This is a genomic window from Kitasatospora sp. NRRL B-11411 (assembly GCF_000721345.1).
In the GTDB taxonomy this organism is placed as follows: Bacteria; Actinomycetota; Actinomycetes; order Streptomycetales; family Streptomycetaceae; genus Kitasatospora; species Kitasatospora cineracea.
In genome coordinates, this window is the sequence record NZ_JOGH01000119.1 from 1 (window position 1) to 19,337 (window position 19,337).

A 19,337-nucleotide genomic window follows, 5' to 3' on the forward strand; every position below is an offset into this window, starting at 1 on the left:
CGCCCACCCCCGCGCCGACACCCACCCCGTCCCCGACGCCGTCCCCCAAACCGACGCCGACGCCCACCCCCACGCCCACGCCCAGGCCGGCGCCGACTCCCACTCCGACGCCGCGCCAGGTGCCGCCACCGTCCCCGACGCCCACCCCCGCGCCGACGCCGACGCCCACTCCGACGCCGTCCCCGACGCCTCCGGCGGCCCGCCAGTTCTGGCTGGACGAGGTACCGCTCAACCGGGGCCACCGGGACGCCCGGTCGACGCCGACCATCCGCGGCGGCGGCCAAGTGCTGCAGCGGTCCTCGGCCTGGCTGCACGGCACCCGCTACCAGCACGTGCTGGCGGCCCGGGTGCCGTCCCGGGTGACCGTCGACCTGAACCAGGCCTGCCGGTCCTTCGACGCGGTCGCGGGGCTGGACGACTTCGGCGTCACGTACGGCGAGGTGGTCTTCTCGGTGCAGGGCACCGACGGGGAGGTGCTGTGGAGCTCCCCCGAGCTGTCCGCGGGCGACCGCCCGGTGCCCGTGCACGTCCCGCTCGACGGGCAGTCGTCGATCCGGCTGGTGGTCACTCCGGTCCGCGGCTCGGTCCCGGTGATCGACCTGGCGGACTGGGCGCAGGCCCGGATCACCTGCTGACCCGGGCGGCGGGCGGCCGGCCGGGCCGGGCGGTCAGCCGAGCCGGGCGGTGAGGGCCTGCTGGCCGCGGGCGATCCAGCGCGCCGGCCAGCGCAGCAGCACGAGGAGGGTGAGCGCCCAGCCGGCGGCGTGGACGGCCCAGACGCCCGCCATGGTGGGGCCGCCCCAGGCCTGGTGGTAGTCGGTGTGCAGGTACCAGAGCGGATAGCCGAAGTTGCGGACCGAGTTGAAGACCGCGTAGCCGAGCAGCAGCAGGGCGAACCCGTCCAGCGGGAGGCCGAGCAGCAGGCGGGCCAGTCGGCGGCCGGTGCCCGTCGGACCGGGCTGCAGGCGCTGCGCGGCCGCCCGGCGGCCGGTCAGCTGCAGCGCCAGCGCGGCCAGGCCGGCCGGCAGGGCCAGGCCCGCGCGGAGGGCGGGGGCGGCCGCGGCGGCGGCCCGGCGGGCGGGGGTGGTGGCGGTGCGGCTGGTGGCGGGCACGGTCACGGCCATCTGCGGGCTCCTTCGGCACTGCTCCTGCGTGGACGACCCGTACCTTCCCGGACCGGGGCGGTACGGGTCGTCACACCGGGGAGCTGACCCGCCGTCATACCCGGGTACTACTCGCGCGGTCAGATCGCGCCGGGTACGACCCGCGCGGTCAGATCGCGCAGCTGCCGTCCTCGCAGGTGTCGGCGGCCGGGGCGAGCGGGGTGATCCGCTGGGCGGTCTCGGCCTCGACCTGGCGGAGCACCTGGAGGAAGGTCTCGGCCTCCTGACCGCCCTGGACGGCCCACTTGCCCTCGAAGACGAAGGTGGGGACGGCGGTGACGCCGATCGCGCGGGCCTCGGCGAGGGCGGCGAGCGTCTCGTCCTCGCCCTCGCGGCCGGCCAGGTAGGCGGCGGCGCGGTCGCGGTCGATGCCGGTCTCGGCGGCGAGGTCGGCCAGCGCGTCGGGGTCGCCGACGTTCACGCCCTCGGAGAAGTGGGCCTTGAGCAGGCGCTCCTTGAGGGCGGCCTGGACGGCGGGGCCGTACTCGGTCTCGGCGAGGTGCAGCAGGCGGTGCGCGCGCAGGGTGTTGACCTCGAGCGCGGCGTCGAAGTCGTAGTCGATGCCGACGCTCCTGCCGACCTCGGTGATCCGGGCGTCCATGGCGAGGGACTGCGGCCCGTAGCGCTCGGCGAGCCACTCGCGGTGCGGGCGGGCCTGCTCGGGGGCGTCGGGGACGAGCTGGTAGGGGCGGTAGACCACCTCGACGCCGTCCTTGCCCTCGAACTGCCCGAGCGCCTGCTCGAAGCGCCGCTTGCCGACGTAGCACCAGGGGCAGGCGATGTCCGAGTAGATTTCGACCTTCATGGCGGGCGGGCTCCTGTCCGGCGGTTCGGTGGTCCTGGGCGACCGGGGGCGGCCGTCCGACGGAAGGTGAACGCTCAACCATCCGCGAACATTCCGGTCAGGCCCCCGTCGGCCCCGGTCAGGCCCCTCGGCTTCAGCCACCTCGGACCTCGGCTTCAGGCTCCTCCGGCTTCAGGCCCCCTCCGCGGGCGGTGCGGGGACGACCAGCACCGGGCAGGTGGCGTGGTGCACGGCGGCGGTGCTGACCGAGCCGAGCAGCAGCCGGCCGAAGCCGCCGTTCCCGCGGGTGCCGACGACCAGGGTGTGCCGCCCCTCGGCGGCCTGCAGCAGCACCTCGACGACGTTGCCGAGGACGACGTGCAGGGCGAGCCGGCCGGCGTACGGGCGGGTGCGGGCGGACTGGACGGTGGCGACGGCCCGGCGCAGGCCGTCCGCCATGCTCTCGGTCAGCCGCTCGACGCTCTCCTGGACCAGGTCGGCCATGCCGGGCGGGTAGCCGGTCGGCGAGGGGTTGACCACGGCCAGGACGTACAGCGGGAGGTGGTGCGCCTCGGCCTCGGTCATGGCGCGGTCGAGCGCCCAGAGCGCGGCGTCGGAGCCGTCGCAGCCGGTGAGGACCGAGGCGCCGGGCGGCGGCGCCTCGTACTGCACGGGGAGGGTGGCGGTCATGGCGCGCGCTCCAGGGGCCGGGGTTCCCGACGCTAGCGGGCGGGCGGGCGGCGGCGGTGCAGGCGCACCCCGGGCCGGGTCAGGTTTCCAGGGCGGTGCGGCGGGGGGCGGGCAGGCCGGTCCAGGAGGAGCCGGGGCGGCGGGCGGCCAGGCGGCGCAGCCAGAGTTCGGTGGCGACCAGGTCGGCGAGGGCGGCGAGGGTGCCGGGCGGGACGTGCTGGGCGGGGTCGGTGGCGGCGGCGAGGGTCTTGCGGGCGGCGGGGGCGTCGAGCAGTCCGGCCTCGGCGAGCAGCGGGCGGTCGAACAGGTCGGTGAGGGCGGGGGCGGCGGCGCGCAGGCCGCGGCGGGCCGGTTCGTGCGGGTCGGGGCCGGGGGCGCGGCCCCAGTCGGCGGGCAGGTCGGTGCGGCCGGCGCCGGCCAGCACGGTGGCGAGCAGGGCGTGCCGGGCGCCGGGTTGCAGGCGCAGGTCGTCGGGGAGCAGGCGGGCGGCGCGGACCACCTGGTTGTCCAGGAAGGGGGCGTGCAGGCGCTGGCCGTGCTGTTCGGTGGCGTGCACCAGGGTGCGGTAGTGGGCGGCGTGCCGGTGCAGGGCGAGGCGGGCGCGGCGGGCGCCGGGGGCCTCGGTGGGGGCGCCGTCGCGGGCGGCGGTGCGCAGGTGCTGGGCGAGGGCGGCGAGCGGTTCGTCGGCGAGCAGGTGGGCGGCCGGGCCGGGCCGGTGCCAGGTGAGGTCGGCGGCCAGGGCGCGGCCCATCGTCCGCCCCGGTACGGGTTCCTGACGGAGCGTCAGTTTCAGGGCCAGGTCGTCGAGGGCGTCGGCGTAGCGGGCGCGGGCCAGTCGGCGGGCGGCGCGCAGCACGGTGACGGGGGTGTGCAGGGTGCCGGTGAGGGCGCCGGCGGTGGCGCGGTCGGCGCCGGCCAGGGCGGCGAGCGGGGCGAGCAGGTCGAGGGAGCGGCCGGAGCGGACCAGGTCGGCGAGCCGGGCGGGGTGGCCGTCGAGGACCTGGCGGGCGCCGTGGCCGGTGAGGTGGTCGGCGCCGCCGGCCCGGTGGGCGGCGGCGTACCGGGCGGCGTCCGCCAGGACCGGGCCGGGCTCGTCGGTGAGCGGCCCGGCCAGGGGGTCGGCGAGGTCGGCGTACGGGGCGGCGGGCGGGACGACCAGGTGGCGCAGGCGGGGGGCGTGGACGGCGAGGGCGAGTCCGTCGTGGTCGGCGAGGGTGACGGCGGGGACGGTCTCGGGTTCGGGCGGTTCGGCGCGGCGGGCCCAGGAGCCCTTGACGGCGCCGGTGCGGGCGGCGGGCCGTTCGGGTCCGGTGCCCGCGCCGGGGCCGCCGGGCGGCAGCGGGACGGCGGCGGCGAGCAGGGCGACGGTGGCGGAGGCGGTGCCGTAGGAGAGGTCGACGCCGAGCCGGGGCCGGTCGGCGGGCCCGGTGGCGCGGACCCGGCAGCGGACGGCCTCCAGCAGGGCGCGGGTGAGTTCGCGGACGGCGGGGGCCTCGGCGCCGCCCGGCTCGGCGGGCTGGTCGTCGTACGGGGTGCAGTCGGCGCGCCCGCCGCGGATGCCGAGCGCGTGCCCGGGCGGGACGCGGCGCACGCCCCGGTAGGGGGTGCGGTCGCCGAGCGTCTCGGGGGTCTCGGGGGTGGCGAGCCGGGCGGCCAGGTGGGCGGCGTCGACGGGGGCGCCGACCAGGTCGGCGAGCGGGAGGGCGGCGGTGGCGTAGGCGGTGCCGCCGGCGAACGGGGTGTGGAAGCCGGGCTGGGCGCCGGACAGGTCGGGCAGCAGCACGGTGGAGCGGGTGCCGGTGCGCAGCACGACGGTGTAGCTGCCGGGCCAGTGGGTGAGGTGGCGCAGCGCGCCGCCGCGGGCGGCGGCCAGGCCGTCGGCGATCTCGCGGTCGGTGGCGCCGCAGCGGCCGGCGACGGCGAGGCGCAGGGTGGCGGGGGTGTCCCGGTCGGCGCTGTCGGCGGGGTCGTGCGGGTCGAGGCCGCCGCGGACGGTGGCCGGGCCGCCGGGCCGGAGCACGGCGAGGCGCAGTTCGTCGGGGCGCCAGTCGCCGACCGCCCAGAGCGGGTTGGGGCCGCCCCAGAGCAGGGTGCCGGCGATCGGGCGGACCGCGGCGAGGGTCGGGTCGGCGGCGGTCAGGCCGCTCCAGCCGGTGAGCCACCGCATCGCGCCTCCACCTGTGGTGCTGCGGCGCGCGACGAACCACCGGGCGGACGTACGGGGTTGGCGCGCCGTCAGGAGACATCGTGCCACCGATGGGGCGGGTGAGCGCCGGGCTTGCCGGGAGGAGGGCGCACGGACCGGGCCTCCCCCTCCGGGGCCCGGACCGTGCGGGTCTCGAACTCCCGTCCGGCGCACGGGCGGTGGCGGGGCGCGGCGGTGCGGCGGAGGGACGGGTCCGCCGCGGTCCGGCCGAAGTTGGCCGAAAGCCGTCGCACGGACCGGGAGGGCATCCGCATGCCCTCCCGGACGCGCAGCTGCCCGCGGGGAATTGAGGCAGCGTTTCCCCCGGCCCGCCGGGTCCTCGGCGGCGGGCCGATCCACAGGCTTTAGCGAATCGCCCACCTGCCGCTGCGGCCAGGGAGCACGGGTGGCGCACGCGGGCACGGGACCGGAGCACGGGCGTCCGGCAACTGCCCGCGGGCCCCGCGGCGGGCCTCCGGGCGCCCGCTCCGGACGCGGCGCGTTCCCGCCAACCGGAATGCGGCCTCTTAACCGTCGGAACGCGGGCGACTACGCTAGGTGCAGCAGTCCGGTGACGCACCGCGGTTCGCCGCGGCCCGCCGCCATCCGCGCACGACGTCGCCAGGGGGTGCCACCGCCACCATGACCGTCAGCTCACGAGGGCCGAACGACCGGCTCGGGGCCCTCCTCGCGCTCGCCCAGATCAGCAACGCGGGGCTCGCCCGCCGGGTCAACGACCTGGGCGCGCAACGCGGCCTGACCCTCCGTTACGACAAGACCTCGGTGGCCCGCTGGGTGACCAAGGGCATGGTCCCGCAGCGCCCGGTGCCGCACCTGATCGCCACCGCGCTCGGCAACAAGCTCGGCCGCCCCGTCCCGCTGGAGGAGATCGGCCTCGCCGACTCGCACCCCACGCCCGAACTCGGCCTGGAGTTCCCGCGCGAGGTCCCGGAGGCGGTCCGTTCCGCCACCGAGCTGTGGCGGGTCGACCTGGACCTGCGGCGCGGCCCCGGCGGCGGCCGGTGGAGCGACAGCCTGGCCGGCACCTTCTCGGTCGCCGCGTACGCCACGCCCGTCTCGCGCTGGCTGATCACGCCCGCCGACGGCTCGGTGGCCCGCGAGGCGGTCCCCGACCTGACCGGCTACCGGGTGGGGCACACGGACGCCGCGAAGCTCCGCGAGGCCGCCCAGGAGGCCCGCCGCTGGGACTCCAAGTACGGCGGCGGCGACTGGCGCTCCTCGATGGTCCCGGAGTGCCTGCGGGTCGAGGCCGCCCCGCTGCTGCTCGCCTCGTACAGCGACGCGGTCGGCCGGGCGCTGTTCGGCGCCACCGCCGAACTGACCAGGCTGGCGGGCTGGATGGCGTTCGACACCGGCCAGCACGAGGCCGCCCAGCGCTACTACATCCAGGCCCTGCGGCTGGCCCGCGCCGCCGGGGACGTGCCGCTCGGCGGGTACGTGCTGGCCTCGATGAGCCTGCAGGCCGCCTACCGCTCCTTCCCGGACGAGGCGGTCGACCTCGCCCAGGCCGCCCTGGAGCGCAACCGGGGCCTGGCCACCGCCCGCACCATGAGCTTCTTCCACCTGGTCGAGGCCCGGGCGCACGCCAAGGCCGGAAACGCCGCGGCCTGCGGCGCCGCGCTGGCCGCCGCCGAGACCGCGCTGGACCGCTCCCGCCCCGGCGACCCGGACCCGACCTGGATCGACTTCTTCGCCTACGACCGCCTCGCCGCCGACGCCGCCGAGTGCTTCCGCGACCTGGGCGTCCCGTCCAAGGTCCGGCAGTTCACCCGGGAGGCGCTGGCCCGCCCGACCGAGGGCTACGTCCGCTCGCACGGCCTGCGGCTGGTGGTCTCCGCGATGGCCGAGGCCGAGGCCGGGGACCTGGACGCCGCGGTGGCCGCCGGGGAGCGCGCGGTCGAGGTGGCCGGGCGGATCTCCTCGCACCGCAGCCGCGAGTACATGGTCGAGCTGCTGCGCCGCCTGGAGCCCTACCAGAACGAGCAGCGGGTCAAGGAGCTCACCGAGCGCGCTCGCACGGTCCTGGCCACTTCCTGAACTCCCCTGCCACCCCGGATCGGCCGTGGCACCATCCAGTCGGAGCGGTCTCACACAGCCGAGGGGTGTCCGGGTTGAAGCACGACGTCCAGGTCCTGGTGGTCGGCGGCGGCATCGTCGGCCTGTCCACCGCGTACGCGCTGACCCGCGAGCACCCCGGCACCGGCGTCGCCGTGCTGGAGAAGGAGGACGCGCTCGCCGCCCACCAGACCGGCCGCAACAGCGGGGTGATCCACAGCGGCGTCTACTACCGGCCCGGCTCGCTCAAGGCCCGGTACGCCACCGGCGGGGCCCGCGAGATGGTCGCGTTCTGCCGCGAGCAGGGCATCGCCCACGAGGTCACCGGCAAGCTGATCGTCGCCACCGACCCCGCCGAACTCCCCCGCCTCGCCGCCCTCGCCGAACGCGGCCGGGCCAACGGCATCCCGCTCACCGAACTCGACCCGGCCGGCCTCCGCGCCCACGAGCCCGAGGTCACCGGCATCGCCGGCCTGCACCTGGCCACCACCGGCATCTGCGACTACCCCGCGGTGGCCCGCCGCTACGCCGCCCTGGCGGGCGAGCGCGGGGCCGAACTGCGGCTCGGCACACCGGTCCTGGACATCGCCCGGCGCGCCGACGGCGTCACCGTCACCACCCCGCACGGCGAGATCCGCTGCGCGGTGCTGGTCAACTGCGCCGGACTGCACAGCGACCGGATCGCCCGGCTGGCCGGCGACGACCCGGGGGTGCGGATCGTCCCGTTCCGCGGCGAGTACTACGAACTGGCCGAGGGGCGACGGGAGTTGGTGCGCGGCCTGGTCTACCCCGTCCCCGACCCGGCGTTCCCGTTCCTCGGCGTCCACCTCACCCGGGGCATCCACGGCGACGTCCACGTCGGACCGAACGCGGTGCCCGCGCTGGCCCGCGAGGGCTACGACTGGCGCACCCTGAACGTCCGCGACCTGGCCGAGACCGCGCGCTTCCCCGGCACCTGGACGATCGCCCGCCGGCACTGGCGCTACGAACTCGGCGAGCTGCACCGCTCGCTCTCCAAGCGCGCCTTCACCGCCGCCGTCCGCCGCCTGCTCCCCGCCGTCACCGCCGCCGACCTCGTCCCCGCCACCGCGGGCGTCCGCGCCCAGGCCGTCGCCCGCGACGGCACCCTCCTCGACGACTTCGCCTTCGCCGGCTTCGACCCCGCCGACCCGCGCTCCGCCCGCCGGGTCGTCCACGTCCTCAACGCCCCCTCCCCGGCGGCGACGGCCTCGCTCGGCATCGGCCGCGAGGTCGCCCGCCGGGCGGTGGCGGCGCTGCGGGCGGGCTGAAGGGGCGCCCGACGGAAGCCGGCTCTCGCGGGGCCTCCCTTAGACTGGTGCGATTGTGACCTCCTCCGCCCCCAGCACCCAGTTGTCCGCGTCGGCCCGGCTCTCCGCCGCCCCGGCGGCGTACCCCGCGCCGATGTACCCGCACAAGGCCACCGAGGCCCAGCACCGCGAGCAGCGGATCCGCAGCTTCCAGCCGCGCCGCGGCCGGATGACCAAGGCCCAGGCGGGCGCGCTGGACCGCGGGTGGGAGCGGTTCGGGCTGGCCATCGACGGGACTCCGCTGGACCTGCCGGAGCTGTTCGCGGGCCGTCCGGTGACGCTGGAGATCGGCTTCGGGATGGGTGACACCACGGCCGCGATGGCGGCCGCGGACCCGTCCGCGGGGATCCTCGCGGCGGACGTGCACACCCCGGGCCACGGCAACCTGCTGCAGTTCCTGGAGCGGGACGGCTCGGAGAACGTCCGGCTGGCGGCGGGCGACGCGGTGATCCTGCTGCGCGACATGCTGCCGGACGCCTCGCTGGCCGGTCTGCGGGTGTACTTCCCGGACCCGTGGCCGAAGCCGAAGCACCACAAGCGCCGCCTGGTCCAGGCGTCGTTCCTGGACCTGGTGCTGCCCCGGCTGGCCCCGGGCGCGCTGGTGCACTGCGCGACCGACTGGGAGCCGTACGCGGAGCAGATGCTGGAGGTGCTGGGGGCCTCGCCGGAGCTGGAGAACCTGCACCCGGAGGGCGACGGCTCGGGCTGGCTGGAGCCGGACGAGCACCCGGCGGGCAGCGTGCCCGGGTACGCGCCGCGGCCCGACTGGCGTCCGGTGACCAAGTTCGAGCGGGCCGGCCTGGCCAAGGGCCACGTGGTGCACGACCTGCTGTTCCGCCGCCGCTGAGCCCCGCCGGGCCCGGGCGCCGGGCCCGGGCCCGGGCTCAGGCGGTGGCCTTGCCGGCGGCGACCAGCGCGCCGAGCGCGGTGCGCTGGACGTAGGCCAGCAGCGCGACCGTCACCGTGCTCATCACCAGCGCGAACAGCACGTGCCCGAGGGCGGTGTCGACCGCCGTGCCGAGCAGGCCGAGCACCAGGTGGCTGCCCAGCCGCAGGCCGATCAGGCCGAAGGCCACGTTGCGGGTGCCCTTGCCGCGCCACAGCAGCTTGGCGAGCTTGAGGCGCCGGCGCATCAGGGTCAGCGAGACGCCGATGTTGACGGCGGCCAGCACGACCAGCGCGGGCCAGGCCGAGGGGGCGGCCCGCAGCAGGTCGAAGGCCCCGGCCAGGACGCCCTCGAAGCCGAAGAACCAGACCGGCAGCCGCATCTCCGCGACGCTCGGCCGCTCGTCGGCCGACCCCGCGGCCGGCTCCACGACCGGCTCCACGACCGCGACGGTCGCTGCGGCGGGCGCCGCGAAGGTGCTGGTGGCGGCCGTCCCGAAGCCGATGCTGCCCATGGTGTCTCCCCCGTGTCGTCCCCGGCCGCCCGGTCGTCCCCCGGCGGTGTCACCACTGTGCCCGCCGGGACCGGTCGCGGCCCAGGACCTGCCGTCACCGGACCGGCATGACGGATGTCACGGGCCCGGCCGGGTGCGGTGGGCGGCATTCCGTTCTGCTGACGATCAGTCACCCTGCGAGTACGGATTGTTCCGACCACTCCCCCCGGGGCGGGGGCTTCGCCTACGCTGCTGCAGGTGAGCAGTCCGCCCAGCGGCGCGCCTTCCCCCGGGCCGCCCGTAGGGGCCGCCGCCCTGGCCGCCGATTCCCCGACGCCCCCCACCGGATTTCGGTCGCTCCCGGATCCGAGCGCGCGCCGGTCCGGCGGCCTGCTCCCGGAGCGGCCGCCGCGGCCGGTGCTGAGCGGGCGGATCCCCGGGCAGCAGGGCGGCCGCCGGGTCGCGGGCGCCGCGGCGGTGTCGCTGTGGCGCCGGGTGTGGCCGTTCCGCCGGCCGGCGCTCTCCTCGGCGGCGCTGGCCCTGGGCCTGGCGGGTTCGGGGGTGCTGATCCTGCGCCTGGTGCAGCGGCAGACCGGGACGACCGGCCTGCTGGTCGGGCTGGGCCTGGCGCTGCTGCCGCTGCCGTTCGTGCTGGGGGCGCTGGCCTGGCTGAACCAGACCGCCCGGGTCCCGCTGCGGCACCTGCTGTTCTGCCTGGCCTGGGGGGCGTGCGCGGCGACCACGATGGCGATCCTGGCGAACGGGTGGGCGAGCGACTTCCTGATCGCCCACCAGGGGGTGCGCGGGGAGACGCTGGGCGCGGAGTTCGCCACCCCGCTGATCGAGGAACTGGCGAAGGGCGCGGCCCTGCTGGTCCTGCTGCTGCCGCTGCGGCGGCGGCACCGCTGCGAGCAGGACCGCCCGTGCGGCCGCCTGCGCCGCCTGCTGTGGCACCGGCCCGGCCGCCCCGCGCACTTCCGCCCGGCCCCGGCGGGCCGCCAGCGGGCCCGCTCCTCCCCGCGCACCCTGGCGGCGGGGACGGTGCTGGGCGGGGTGACGGCCTGCGGCTTCGCCTTCACCGAGAACGCGCTGTACCTGGGGCGGGCCTTCACCGCGGACCGGCAGGCCCGGCTGGACGCGATCGGCCAGGGCGAGGCGCCGAGCCTGCGGGACTTCGACGGCACGGTGCACACCTTCGTCCTGCGGGCCCTGCTCTCCCCGTTCGCGCACCCGCTGTTCACCGCGCTGACCGGCCTGGGCCTGGCCGTCACCCTGACCACCGGCCGCCGCTGGCTGGCCCGCCTGGGCGCCCCGCTGGGCGCCCTGCTGGCGATGGGCCTGCACGGGGCGTGGAACGCCGCCGCCGGGCTGGGCACCGACGGCTTCCTGCTGGTGTACGGGCTGGTGATGGTCCCCTGCTTCGCCGCCCTGGTCAGCTTCTCGGTCTGGGCGCAGACCCGCCGCACCCGGCAGCCGTCCGGCCCGGACTGACCCGGGTCGACCCGGGCCGACCCGGCCGCGAGCTGCCCGGACGCCCCGGCGGGAAACGGATTTCCCTTTCCCGCGGGCCTCACGTAGAGTCGTGTTCACCGACGCGGGGTGGAGCAGCTCGGTAGCTCGCTGGGCTCATAACCCAGAGGTCGCAGGTTCAAATCCTGTCCCCGCTACTCAGTAGCACGAAGTTCACCGACGCGGGGTGGAGCAGCTCGGTAGCTCGCTGGGCTCATAACCCAGAGGTCGCAGGTTCAAATCCTGTCCCCGCTACTCAGTAGCACGAAGCCGGACGGAACCCGGACGGAACGGGGTCGAATAAATCCGTTGCCTCCCCCGGCGGGCGGTGCCTATGGTGGCGGCACACTGAAAGGAGGTGATCCTGAGTTGAGTTCCTTCAGGATGCGTGAGGTGGCTGCTCGCTAGAGCCGCCCCTGCCTGTGCAGCGGTGAGGCCGTTCCGGTCTCCGGCTCAGGCTAATTCCCAGCAGTCACCCGGCCCGTGGGCTCACCGGTACATCCCCGGTGCCTCGGTCGCCGTCCCCCAGGGGGGCGGCCCGAGGAGCAGCCCACGGGCCGTCTGCGTTCCCGGGGGCGGTGGGGCGGCGCCGGGGCGGGAAGCCGTGGCGGCGGGCCAGTGCGGTGACGGCGAGGACGGGGAGCAGCAGGGCGAGGGCGGACCAGGGCAGGGTGCCCGGGCCGTGCAGGTCGAGCAGCAGTCCGCCGGTGGCGCCGCCGAGGCCCATCGCGGTGTTCCAGGTGGCGACCAGCAGGGTCTGGCCGGGTTCGCCGCCGGCGTCGGCCACCGCGGTCTGGAACAGCGGGGCGACACTGCCCCAGCCGAGGCCCCAGAGTCCGGCGGCGAGCAGCAGCGGGGGTGCGGGCAGCAGCAGGAGGACGGCGGCGGTGAGAAACGCGGCGGTGGCGGCGAGCGTGAGGTGCCGCAGCCGCCGGTCGATCAGCGTGCCGGTGGCGGCGAGTCCGGCGACGGCGGCGAGTCCGAGGACGAGCAGCAGCAGGTCGCGGCGGCCGCCCGCGCCGTAGTGGTCGAGCAGGGCGGCGACGTAGGTGTAGAGCACGTTGTGGGCGAGGACGTACGCGGCGGTGACGAACAGCACCGGCCGCACGCCGGGCCGGCGCAGCGCGGTGCGGACGGGGGCGGGGCGGCCGGGGTGGCCGGGGGCGTCGGGGACGGCGAGGGCGATCCACAGCAGCAGGGCGGCGGCGAGGGCGGCGACCAGCGCGAAGGTGGGGCGCCAGCCGAGCAGCCGGCCGGACCAGGTGCCGAGCGGGATGCCGAGGGAGAGGGCGAGCGGGACGCCGACGCCGGTGACGGCGATCGCCCGGCCGTGCAGGGCGGGCGGGGTCAACCGGCGGGCGTAGCCGACGAGTTCGGACCAGATCGCGGCGACGGCGACCCCGGCGGCGATCCGGACGGCCATGGTGAGCGGGTAGGACGGGGAGAGCGCGGTGACGGCGTCGGCCAGCAGCAGCACGGCGACGGCGGCCAGCACCAGGCGCTTGCGGGGCCAGTGGGCGGTGGCCCGGGCCAGCGGGATCGCGGACAGGCCGGTGGCCAGCGCGTAGCCGGTCAGCGACTGGCCCATCGCGGCCTCGCCGACCCGCAGGTCGCGGGCCATCTCGGGGAGGACGCCGGCGGGCAGCGCCTCGGTGACGATGCCGAGGAAGGCCGCGGTGGCGAGGGCGAGCAGCGGGGACCAGCGCAGCCGGGGTCCGGGTGGGGTGGTTGCCATGCGGGTATGGTCGAACCCTCACACCGGTGTGAGAGTCAAGTCCTTCCGGCGGACGGCGAACGGCCAACGGCGGACGGCAGGCAGCGGGAGGGCGCGGTGCGGATCGGCGAGCTGGCGGGCCGGACGGGGGTGGCGCCCCGGCTGCTGCGCTACTACGAGGAGCAGGGGCTGCTGAAGCCGGAGCGGTCGGCGAACGGCTACCGGGAGTACGGGGAGCCGCTGGTGGAGCGGGTCCGGCAGATCCGTTCGCTGCTGGCCTCGGGCCTGTCCACCCGGACCATCCGGACCGTGCTGCCCTGCCTGGCGGACGGCCAGTTCCACGTCCGGGACGCGGCGCCGGAGACGCTGGCGGCGCTGGAGCACGAGTACCGGCAGCTGGTGGAGCGGGCGGAGTGCCTGTCCCGCAGCCGGGACGCGGTGGGGGCCTACCTGGGTGCGGTGCGCTCGCTGCGGGCGGCCGGGCGGTAGGTGCCGGGGCGAGGCGGGCGGGCGGGGCGCAGGGTCAGGACGCGGGTGGTCGGGCCGGTGCGCAGGACGCGGCTGGCGATCCGGTGGTGGCGCAGGGCGGCGCGCAGTTCGGTCAGGTGCGGGCAGTGGCGGCCGCGTTCGTCGTGCAGCGGCAGGACCCGGACCTCGCCGTCGGGGGCGGTGACCCGGACGAGTTCGCGCAGGGCGCGGAGCTGCTCGGCGGGGCCGAAGACGGCCGGGTAGGCGAACAGCAGGTAGGAGCTGAGGGTGAGGGCGAAGGTGCCGTCGGCGAACGGGAGCCGGGGCAGGGCGGCGGCCACGTAGCGGTCGGGGTGGGCGGTGGCGTCGGCGGTGAACAGCCCGCGGGCGCGGTCCCAGCTGCGCAGGTACTTCTCGGGGCGGCGGTGGCGGTCGGCGGGCAGGTGGCGGCGGGGGTCGCGGTGGATCGCGGCGGCCATGGCCGCCCGGCCGTCGGCGGCGAGCGCGGCGAGGCGGTGCGGGCCGAGCGCGTAGCCCGGGTCGGCGGCGACCACCTCGCAGCCGAGCCCGCGGGCCTCGGCGGCGAGCGCGGCGGCCCCGCCCGGGCAGTCCAGGACGGGGCCGGGCAGGCGGCCCAGGGCGGCGCGGGTGAGGCCGAAGCAGGCGCAGTACTCGTCCAGCGGCCGGGAGGTGACCAGGACCGGCGGGCCGTCCCCGGGCCGGGGCTGGGTGGTCGGGCGCATGCGGGCCTCCGGGCGTTCGGCGGGCCCGGGGTGCGGCCCGGGCCCGTGGTCATCCGACCACGGGCCCGGGGGTGTCGCACGTCCGGTCGGCGGCGGGTGCCCGGCCGCGGGGAGGGTCAGTCGTCGGCGGAGAGCAGGGCCCGGGCGGCGAACCGGTTGATGCCGTTGAGGCCGCGGACCAGCTGCGGGGTGAGGAAGAGGATGACCAGGCCGAGCGCGCAGACGCCGGCGATCTGCCAGGGCGAGGTCAGCTCGTAGACGTGCTGGACGCCGTTCGAGTCGCGCCAGTCGGCGACCCGGTAGCCGCCCCAGGAGGTGTAGTGGCGGAACACCCACTGGTAGACCGGGAACAGGGCGAGCGCCCAGCCCAGGCAGAAGAAGGTGATCGAGAGCGTGAAGCTGAGGATCGCCCAGGGGAGCATGGCGAACTGGTGCAGCACGGCCTTCCAGCCGGGCGGGTCGGCGAGCCGGGCGGTGATCCGGCCCCAGACGCCCTCGCGGCGGACCACGACCGCCGGCGGGGCGGGCAGTTCCTCGCCGAGCAGGGTGCGGATCCGCAGCCGCTCGGCGGCGCCGAGGCCGCGGGCGACGGCCAGCAGCAGGGCGAGGACGGGCAGGCCGAGCATGGTGAGCGAGAGGCCGAGGCCGGCGCAGAACAGCGGGACGACCAGGGAGAAGCCGAGCACCGCCATCGGCAGCCCGCTGAGCGCGTAGCCGAACTGCCGGAAGGTGTGCCGGGAGAACGGGGCGCGCCAGAACCCGGGCTGGTCGAGGGGGCCGACGGAGCGGTCGGTGGCGGGGTACGCAGCGGTGGACATCCGCGGTCCTTCGGTCGTCGGGCGGCCCCGTCGGTCGGCGGGGCCGGGCACGTGCTCCAATCTGCCGCAGCGGCCCGGACCGGGGTAATGACGCCTGCTGCCGAATCCGTGGTGGGGTTAACCCCCCGTCCCGCCCTGCGGGCCGGGCCACCCCGGGCCGGACCACGGCGGGCCGGGCCACTCGGGGGCGAGCAGCGCGTACTGCAGCGCGTCGTGCCACCGGCCGTCCCGGTGGGAGTCGGCCCGGACCCGGCCCTCGTACTGGAACCCGGCCCGTTCCAGCACCCGGACCGCGGCGGTGTTGGCGGGGTCGCAGCGGGCCGCCAGCCGGTACAGGCCCAGCGTCCCGAAGCCGAGCGCGCACAGCAGCGCGGTGGCCTCGGCCGCGTAGCCGCGGCCCCAGGTGTCGCGGCGCAGCACGCAGCCCAGCTGGGCGGCGTGCCCGTCCTCGCGGGTGAGCGCGGCCTGGCCGACCGGGTCGCCCGCCGGGTCGTCGACGGCCAGCCGGTAGTGCGTCCGGGGCTCCTCCTCGGCGGCCTCCAGGTACAGCTCCAGCTGGTCGGCGCAGTCCTCGAAGTCCCGTGGCCCGAACGGGAGGTGGCGGACGGTCTCGGGGTCGCCGTGCACGGCGTGCAGGGCGGCGGCCTCCTCCGGGGTGTGCCGGTACTCGCGCAGGGTGAGCCGGGGGCCGCGCAGCCGGAGGGTTTCCATGCCGGCCGACCCTACCCGGCGGCCGTCCGGGGACCGGCTACCGTACCGGGGTGGACGACGACGACCTGCACCTGCTGCCCCGTACCCGTGCCGCCGACCTGCTGGACTGGGCGGCCGAGGCGGGGCTCGACCCCGTCCCCGAACCGGCGGTGCGGACGGTCCTGACCCTGCTGGAGCTGGGCGGGGCCCGGCTGCACGACGGCATGCCGGAGCTCACCTCCCCCGTGCTGGAGCACCTGCTCTACGAGCAGCTCCACCTGTACGTGCAGCCGGACGGCGACCCGGCGGCCTACCCGGCGGCGGTGCGGCTGCTGATCGAGTGGCAGCGGGCGGCCCGGCGGCTGAACGCCAAGCGGGCGGAGAAGCTCCGCGCGGAGGCCGACTGGCAGGGCGAGGTGCTGCTCTCGCTGCTGCGCCGCGCCGACCTGGTGACCTGGCCCCGGCTGTACGCGCTGCTGCTGCGCGCGGACGGGGTGCCGACCGACGACCCGGGCCCGGTCCGGGAGTGGCTGGCGGCGTTCCGCGAACGGCCCGAGCCGGAGCGGTTCGCGGCCTTCGACCAGGTGCCGGGCCTGGACGGGGACGGCCACTGGGACCAGCCCGGGCGGCCGCTGCTGATCGGCGTCTCCACCGACGGGGCGCGGCGGCTGCTGGAGCAGGGCCTGATGCGGCGCAGCTACCGCAACCTGGCCGAGCTGAACGCTCTCGGGCTGCCGATGCCGGCCGAACTCGCCGGCGCGTTCGAGGAGTTCGAGGAGGCGGTGGCGCAGGCCGCGATCGACCTGTGCGGCGAGTGGACCGTCCCGGGGCTGCCGCGGCTGCTGCTGGAGGAGTTCCCGGAGCTGGCCCCCGAGGAGTACTGAGGGCCCGGGGGCGGTCCCGCCGGTCAGGTGGCGGCGGGGGCGTTCCAGCCGGCCAGCAGGCGCAGGGCGTCGGCGGTGGGGGAGGCGGGTTCCACGGAGTAGACGCACAGCGTCTGGTCCGGATCGCCGGGGGCCTGGAAGGACTCGTAGGAGAAGTGCAGGTCGCCCACCAGCGGGTGGACGTAGTGCTTGGCGCCGTGGGTGCGGCGAAGCACCCGGTGGTCGTTCCACCAGGTGGTGAACTCCGGGCAGCGCAGGGTGAGTTCGCCGATCAGCTCGGCGAGCCTGCGGTCGTCGGGGTGGCGGCCGGCCTCCAGCCGGAGCATGGCCACGGTCTCGGCGGCGATCGTCGCCCAGTCGCCGACCCGTTCGCGGGCCTGCGGGTCGAGCAGGTAGTAGCGGGCCATGTTCCGGCGGGTGGCCGGGAGCGCGTCGAAGTCGGTGAGGACCTCCCGGGCGAGGCGGTTGGCGGCCAGGACGTCGGTGCGCCGGCCGAGGACGAACGCCGGGACGTGCGCCAGGGTCTCCAGCATCAGGTGCAGCCCCGGCCTGACCCGCTGCGGCCGTTCCGGGGCGCGGCGGGCCGCGTGCTCGGCGGGGAGCAGCAGGTCGGCCAGGTGCTCGCGCTCGGAGGGGTCGAGCCGCAGGGCGCGGGCCAGCGCCTGGACCACCTCGGTGGACGGGCGCCCGGCCCGGCCCTGTTCGAGGCGGGTGTAGTACTCGGTGCTGACGCCGGCCAGCCGGGCCACCTCGTCGCGGCGCAGACCGGGCACCCGCCGCACCCGGCCGTCCGCGGGCAGCCCGGTCAGCTCCGGGGCGATCGCGGCGCGCCGGGTGCGGAGGAAGTCGGCGATTTCCCTGCTGCGTTCCATGGACCAAGTGTGCGGGCTGCGGGGGTGCGTCGGCGGGCCGTGGGTGGCCCTGGCGGTACCAGTCGGCGCAGGGTCCGCCCGGGGCCGTCCGCGGGGCCGCCGGGCTGGTCTGCTGGAACTGCGGCCGGAGCCTCCGGTGCCGCAACTCCCGTGTCCTGCAAGGAAGGTCCACCATGTCCACGCTCACCTCCCTGCCCCTGGCCGGCCGCACCGCCGTGATCACCGGCGCCTCCAGCGGCATCGGCGAGGCCACCGCCGAGGAGCTCGCCGGGCTCGGTGCCCGGGTCGTCGTCCTGGCCCGCCGCGCCGAGCGGCTGGCCGCGCTGGCCGACCGGATCGAGCGGGCCGGCGGGTCCGCCCTGGCGATCGCCGCGGACGTCACCGACCGGGCCGCGGTGCGGGCGGCCGCCGACCGGGTCGCCGCCGAACTGGGCGGCGCGGACCTGCTGTTCAACAACGCCGGGGTGATGCTCCCGGCGCCGGTCGAGGAGGTGGCCGTGGACCAATGGCAGCGGCAGATCGACCTCAACGTCTCCGGGCTGATGAACGTCATCGGCGCGTTCACCCCGCAGCTGGTCGCGGCCGCGGCCGAGCGCGGCGTCGCCGACCTGGTCAACACCTCGTCGATCGCGGCGCAGAACATCTTCCCGACCTTCGCCGTCTACTCCGCGACCAAGGCCTACGTCACCCACCTCTCGCGCCACCTGCGGGCCGAGCTGGGCGCGAAGCACGTCCGGGTCTCGACGATCGAGCCCGGCATCGTCGGGACGGAGCTCCAGGACCACGTCACCGACCGGGGCGCGCTCGACTGGCTGGCCGGTTCCAGGGAGACGGTGGAGTGGCTCGTTCCCGGCGACATCGCCAGGACGGTCGGGTTCCTGGCCGCCCTGCCGCCGCGCGTCAACCTCCAGCAGGTCACCGTCATGCCGACCGGCCAGGCGAGCTGAGGACGGCCCCTACGGCTGGAGGCCGAGCTGCCGGAGCCAGGGCAGCGGGTCGACGGGGGCGGCGCCGTCGGGGCGGACCTCGAGGTGCAGGTGCGGGCCGGTGACGTTGCCGGTGGCGCCGACCGCGCCGAGGACGGTGCCGGGGGCGACCGGGCCGGAGGCGGTGGCGATCCGGGAGAGGTGGCAGTACCAGAGCTCGGTGCCGTCGGGGAGGGTCTGGATGACCCGGTAGCCGTAGGCGCCGGACCAGCCGGCCGAGGTGACGGTGCCGCCGGTGACGGCGGTGACGGGGGTGCCGGTGCGGGCGGCGAAGTCCAGGCCGGTGTGCAGGTGGGCCCAGTGCTCCCCGGCCTGGGCGAACGGCGCGGTCAGCCGGTACCCGGCCACCGGCAGGGCGGGCGCGGACCGGTCGGCCTCGGCCTCGGCCTGCCGCTCGGCGTGCTTGGCCTGGGCCTCCTGCGCGGCGGCGACCCGGGCCGACTCTTCGACCGCGGTGCGCTGCCCGTCGGCCTGCTGCAGGATGCGGGCGGCCAGGGCGAGGCCGGGGTCGGCGGCGAGCAGGCCGTCGGAGGCTTCGTCGGCGGCGGTGACGGGGGCCGGGGCCGGCGCGGCGGCGGCCTGGGCGGGGGCGGCGGCGAGGCCGGTGGCGCCGAGGGCGGCGGTCATCGCGGTGACGCCCAGCAGGGGCGCGCCGGTCCGGGTCTGACGGGGCAGCCGGTGCCGGACGGCCTCGGTCCCGACCGGGTGGTCGAGGAGCTGGGTGCCGGTGCTCTCGGTGTGGGTCGACGCCACGGGGGCGCGCTCCTTCCTTCCCTGCCGCCGACCGGGTTAGCTGACGGGTTCGGAGGTGGAAGGTCTCCTACGGTCGGGCCCAGGGCCGTTCCGATTCACCCCGGTGGAACGTGGTTCCCCGGCTCCTGGACCGGCCCCGGGGGGCAGGTCCGGATGGATTAGGCGTGGCGCACGGTGCCGCATGGTTACGGCGTTGCCGACCGCGCTGCGTTATCAAACGTTAATCCTATGGACCCCATGATTCCAAGCGCCTACCGAGGTGCAGTGAAACTTTCCTGACGCCCTATGGGCGATT

Annotated in this window: 19 protein-coding genes, 2 tRNA genes and 1 riboswitch; of the genes, 10 read left to right on the plus strand and 11 right to left on the minus strand. The window is 76.8% G+C overall.

Annotated elements, in window-relative coordinates; translation table 11 throughout:
• Positions 1-119: 119 nt before the first annotated feature.
• Positions 120-635, plus strand: a complete 516-nt coding sequence (locus IH44_RS0132975; protein ID WP_081967279.1) for an NPCBM/NEW2 domain-containing protein — start codon at positions 120-122, stop codon at positions 633-635.
• Between the two features lie 33 nt (positions 636-668).
• Here the strand turns inward: IH44_RS0132975 and IH44_RS45840 are convergent, their stop codons facing one another.
• The 4 genes from IH44_RS45840 to IH44_RS0132995 form a co-directional block, all read right to left on the minus strand.
• Entirely contained in the window at positions 669-1,124 is a 456-nt protein-coding gene (locus IH44_RS45840) for a hypothetical protein (protein ID WP_051817776.1), read from the minus strand.
• Between the two features lie 148 nt (positions 1,125-1,272).
• Entirely contained in the window at positions 1,273-1,968 is a 696-nt protein-coding gene (locus IH44_RS0132985; protein WP_030463476.1) for a DsbA family oxidoreductase, read from the minus strand.
• Between the two features lie 171 nt (positions 1,969-2,139).
• On the minus strand, positions 2,140-2,637 hold the full coding sequence (locus IH44_RS43330; protein WP_051817778.1) for a universal stress protein: 498 nt from the start codon (positions 2,635-2,637) through the stop codon (positions 2,140-2,142).
• 79 nt (positions 2,638-2,716) lie between these two features.
• Positions 2,717-4,804 (minus strand): asparagine synthase-related protein, encoded by a 2,088-nt coding sequence (locus IH44_RS0132995; protein WP_030463478.1) that lies wholly within the window; start codon positions 4,802-4,804, stop codon positions 2,717-2,719.
• A gap of 660 nt (positions 4,805-5,464) precedes the next feature.
• Between IH44_RS0132995 and IH44_RS0133000 the strand changes: the two genes are divergently transcribed.
• The 3 genes from IH44_RS0133000 to trmB all read left to right on the plus strand — a co-directional run bounded on the left by IH44_RS0133000 (position 5,465) and on the right by trmB (position 9,073).
• Positions 5,465-6,880 (plus strand): hypothetical protein, encoded by a 1,416-nt coding sequence (locus IH44_RS0133000; protein WP_030463479.1) that lies wholly within the window; start codon positions 5,465-5,467, stop codon positions 6,878-6,880.
• A gap of 74 nt (positions 6,881-6,954) precedes the next feature.
• Positions 6,955-8,187, plus strand: a complete 1,233-nt coding sequence (lhgO, locus tag IH44_RS0133005) for an L-2-hydroxyglutarate oxidase (RefSeq protein WP_030463480.1) — start codon at positions 6,955-6,957, stop codon at positions 8,185-8,187.
• Positions 8,188-8,242: 55 nt separating this feature from the next.
• The gene (gene trmB / locus IH44_RS0133010; protein ID WP_030463481.1) at positions 8,243-9,073 is read left to right on the plus strand and encodes a tRNA (guanosine(46)-N7)-methyltransferase TrmB; all 831 of its coding nucleotides are present in this window, start codon (positions 8,243-8,245) and stop codon (positions 9,071-9,073) included.
• Between the two features lie 37 nt (positions 9,074-9,110).
• Here the strand turns inward: trmB and IH44_RS0133015 are convergent, their stop codons facing one another.
• The gene (locus IH44_RS0133015) at positions 9,111-9,626 is read right to left on the minus strand and encodes a hypothetical protein (protein WP_198545081.1); all 516 of its coding nucleotides are present in this window, start codon (positions 9,624-9,626) and stop codon (positions 9,111-9,113) included.
• Between the two features lie 237 nt (positions 9,627-9,863).
• Between IH44_RS0133015 and IH44_RS0133020 the strand changes: the two genes are divergently transcribed.
• From IH44_RS0133020 to IH44_RS0133030, 3 genes are all read left to right on the plus strand, one after another.
• Positions 9,864-11,096 (plus strand): PrsW family intramembrane metalloprotease, encoded by a 1,233-nt coding sequence (locus tag IH44_RS0133020; protein ID WP_157852549.1) that lies wholly within the window; start codon positions 9,864-9,866, stop codon positions 11,094-11,096.
• 102 nt (positions 11,097-11,198) lie between these two features.
• Positions 11,199-11,272 (plus strand) — tRNA-Met (locus tag IH44_RS0133025).
• 23 nt (positions 11,273-11,295) lie between these two features.
• Positions 11,296-11,369: transfer RNA gene (locus IH44_RS0133030), tRNA-Met, on the plus strand.
• A 217-nt stretch (positions 11,370-11,586) separates the two neighbouring features.
• On the opposite strand, the gene IH44_RS0133035 is transcribed toward IH44_RS0133030, so the two are convergent.
• Positions 11,587-12,849, minus strand: a complete 1,263-nt coding sequence (locus IH44_RS0133035) for an MFS transporter (protein WP_081967280.1) — start codon at positions 12,847-12,849, stop codon at positions 11,587-11,589.
• A gap of 96 nt (positions 12,850-12,945) precedes the next feature.
• Between IH44_RS0133035 and IH44_RS0133040 the strand changes: the two genes are divergently transcribed.
• Positions 12,946-13,317, plus strand: a complete 372-nt coding sequence (locus tag IH44_RS0133040; protein ID WP_030463485.1) for a MerR family transcriptional regulator — start codon at positions 12,946-12,948, stop codon at positions 13,315-13,317.
• On the opposite strand, the gene IH44_RS41810 is transcribed toward IH44_RS0133040, so the two are convergent.
• From IH44_RS41810 to IH44_RS0133060, 3 genes are all read right to left on the minus strand, one after another.
• Positions 13,275-14,039 carry a class I SAM-dependent methyltransferase gene (locus tag IH44_RS41810; RefSeq protein WP_051817780.1) on the minus strand — a complete coding sequence of 255 codons (765 nt, stop codon included), beginning with the start codon at positions 14,037-14,039 and terminating at the stop codon, positions 13,275-13,277. The two genes, IH44_RS0133040 and IH44_RS41810, sit on opposite strands and share 43 nt — an antisense overlap.
• Positions 14,040-14,155: 116 nt before the next feature.
• Positions 14,156-14,857 (minus strand): sensor domain-containing protein, encoded by a 702-nt coding sequence (locus IH44_RS0133050; protein WP_030463486.1) that lies wholly within the window; start codon positions 14,855-14,857, stop codon positions 14,156-14,158.
• Positions 14,858-14,974: 117 nt separating this feature from the next.
• Entirely contained in the window at positions 14,975-15,568 is a 594-nt protein-coding gene (locus IH44_RS0133060) for a GNAT family N-acetyltransferase (RefSeq protein ID WP_051817782.1), read from the minus strand.
• Positions 15,569-15,618: 50 nt separating this feature from the next.
• Between IH44_RS0133060 and IH44_RS0133065 the strand changes: the two genes are divergently transcribed.
• Entirely contained in the window at positions 15,619-16,431 is an 813-nt protein-coding gene (locus IH44_RS0133065; RefSeq protein WP_030463488.1) for a hypothetical protein, read from the plus strand.
• A 23-nt stretch (positions 16,432-16,454) separates the two neighbouring features.
• Here IH44_RS0133065 and IH44_RS0133070 read toward each other — a convergent pair whose 3' ends face one another.
• A complete protein-coding gene (locus tag IH44_RS0133070; protein ID WP_030463489.1) occupies positions 16,455-17,303 on the minus strand; it encodes a helix-turn-helix domain-containing protein in 849 nt (282 codons plus the stop codon).
• Between the two features lie 173 nt (positions 17,304-17,476).
• Between IH44_RS0133070 and IH44_RS0133075 the strand changes: the two genes are divergently transcribed.
• A complete protein-coding gene (locus tag IH44_RS0133075; protein ID WP_030463490.1) occupies positions 17,477-18,250 on the plus strand; it encodes an SDR family oxidoreductase in 774 nt (257 codons plus the stop codon).
• Positions 18,251-18,259: 9 nt separating this feature from the next.
• Here IH44_RS0133075 and IH44_RS0133080 read toward each other — a convergent pair whose 3' ends face one another.
• Entirely contained in the window at positions 18,260-19,042 is a 783-nt protein-coding gene (locus tag IH44_RS0133080; RefSeq protein WP_051817784.1) for a M23 family metallopeptidase, read from the minus strand.
• A 10-nt stretch (positions 19,043-19,052) separates the two neighbouring features.
• Positions 19,053-19,217: riboswitch (cyclic di-AMP (ydaO/yuaA leader) on the minus strand.
• Between the last annotated feature and the right edge of the window lie 120 nt (positions 19,218-19,337).

Coding starts and splice junctions, on each gene's coding strand:
- IH44_RS45840 (WP_051817776.1), bottom strand. CDS start 1,124: ATGGCCGTGACCGTGCCCGCCACCAGCCGCACCGCCACCACCCCCGCC.
- IH44_RS0132985 (WP_030463476.1), bottom strand. CDS start 1,968: ATGAAGGTCGAAATCTACTCGGACATCGCCTGCCCCTGGTGCTACGTC.
- IH44_RS43330 (WP_051817778.1), bottom strand. CDS start 2,637: ATGACCGCCACCCTCCCCGTGCAGTACGAGGCGCCGCCGCCCGGCGCC.
- IH44_RS0132995 (WP_030463478.1), bottom strand. CDS start 4,804: ATGCGGTGGCTCACCGGCTGGAGCGGCCTGACCGCCGCCGACCCGACC.
- IH44_RS0133000 (WP_030463479.1), top strand. CDS start 5,465: ATGACCGTCAGCTCACGAGGGCCGAACGACCGGCTCGGGGCCCTCCTC.
- IH44_RS0133015 (WP_198545081.1), bottom strand. CDS start 9,626: ATGGGCAGCATCGGCTTCGGGACGGCCGCCACCAGCACCTTCGCGGCG.
- IH44_RS0133035 (WP_081967280.1), bottom strand. CDS start 12,849: ATGGCAACCACCCCACCCGGACCCCGGCTGCGCTGGTCCCCGCTGCTC.
- IH44_RS41810 (WP_051817780.1), bottom strand. CDS start 14,039: ATGCGCCCGACCACCCAGCCCCGGCCCGGGGACGGCCCGCCGGTCCTG.
- IH44_RS0133050 (WP_030463486.1), bottom strand. CDS start 14,857: ATGTCCACCGCTGCGTACCCCGCCACCGACCGCTCCGTCGGCCCCCTC.
- IH44_RS0133060 (WP_051817782.1), bottom strand. CDS start 15,568: ATGGAAACCCTCCGGCTGCGCGGCCCCCGGCTCACCCTGCGCGAGTAC.
- IH44_RS0133070 (WP_030463489.1), bottom strand. CDS start 17,303: ATGGAACGCAGCAGGGAAATCGCCGACTTCCTCCGCACCCGGCGCGCC.
- IH44_RS0133075 (WP_030463490.1), top strand. CDS start 17,477: ATGTCCACGCTCACCTCCCTGCCCCTGGCCGGCCGCACCGCCGTGATC.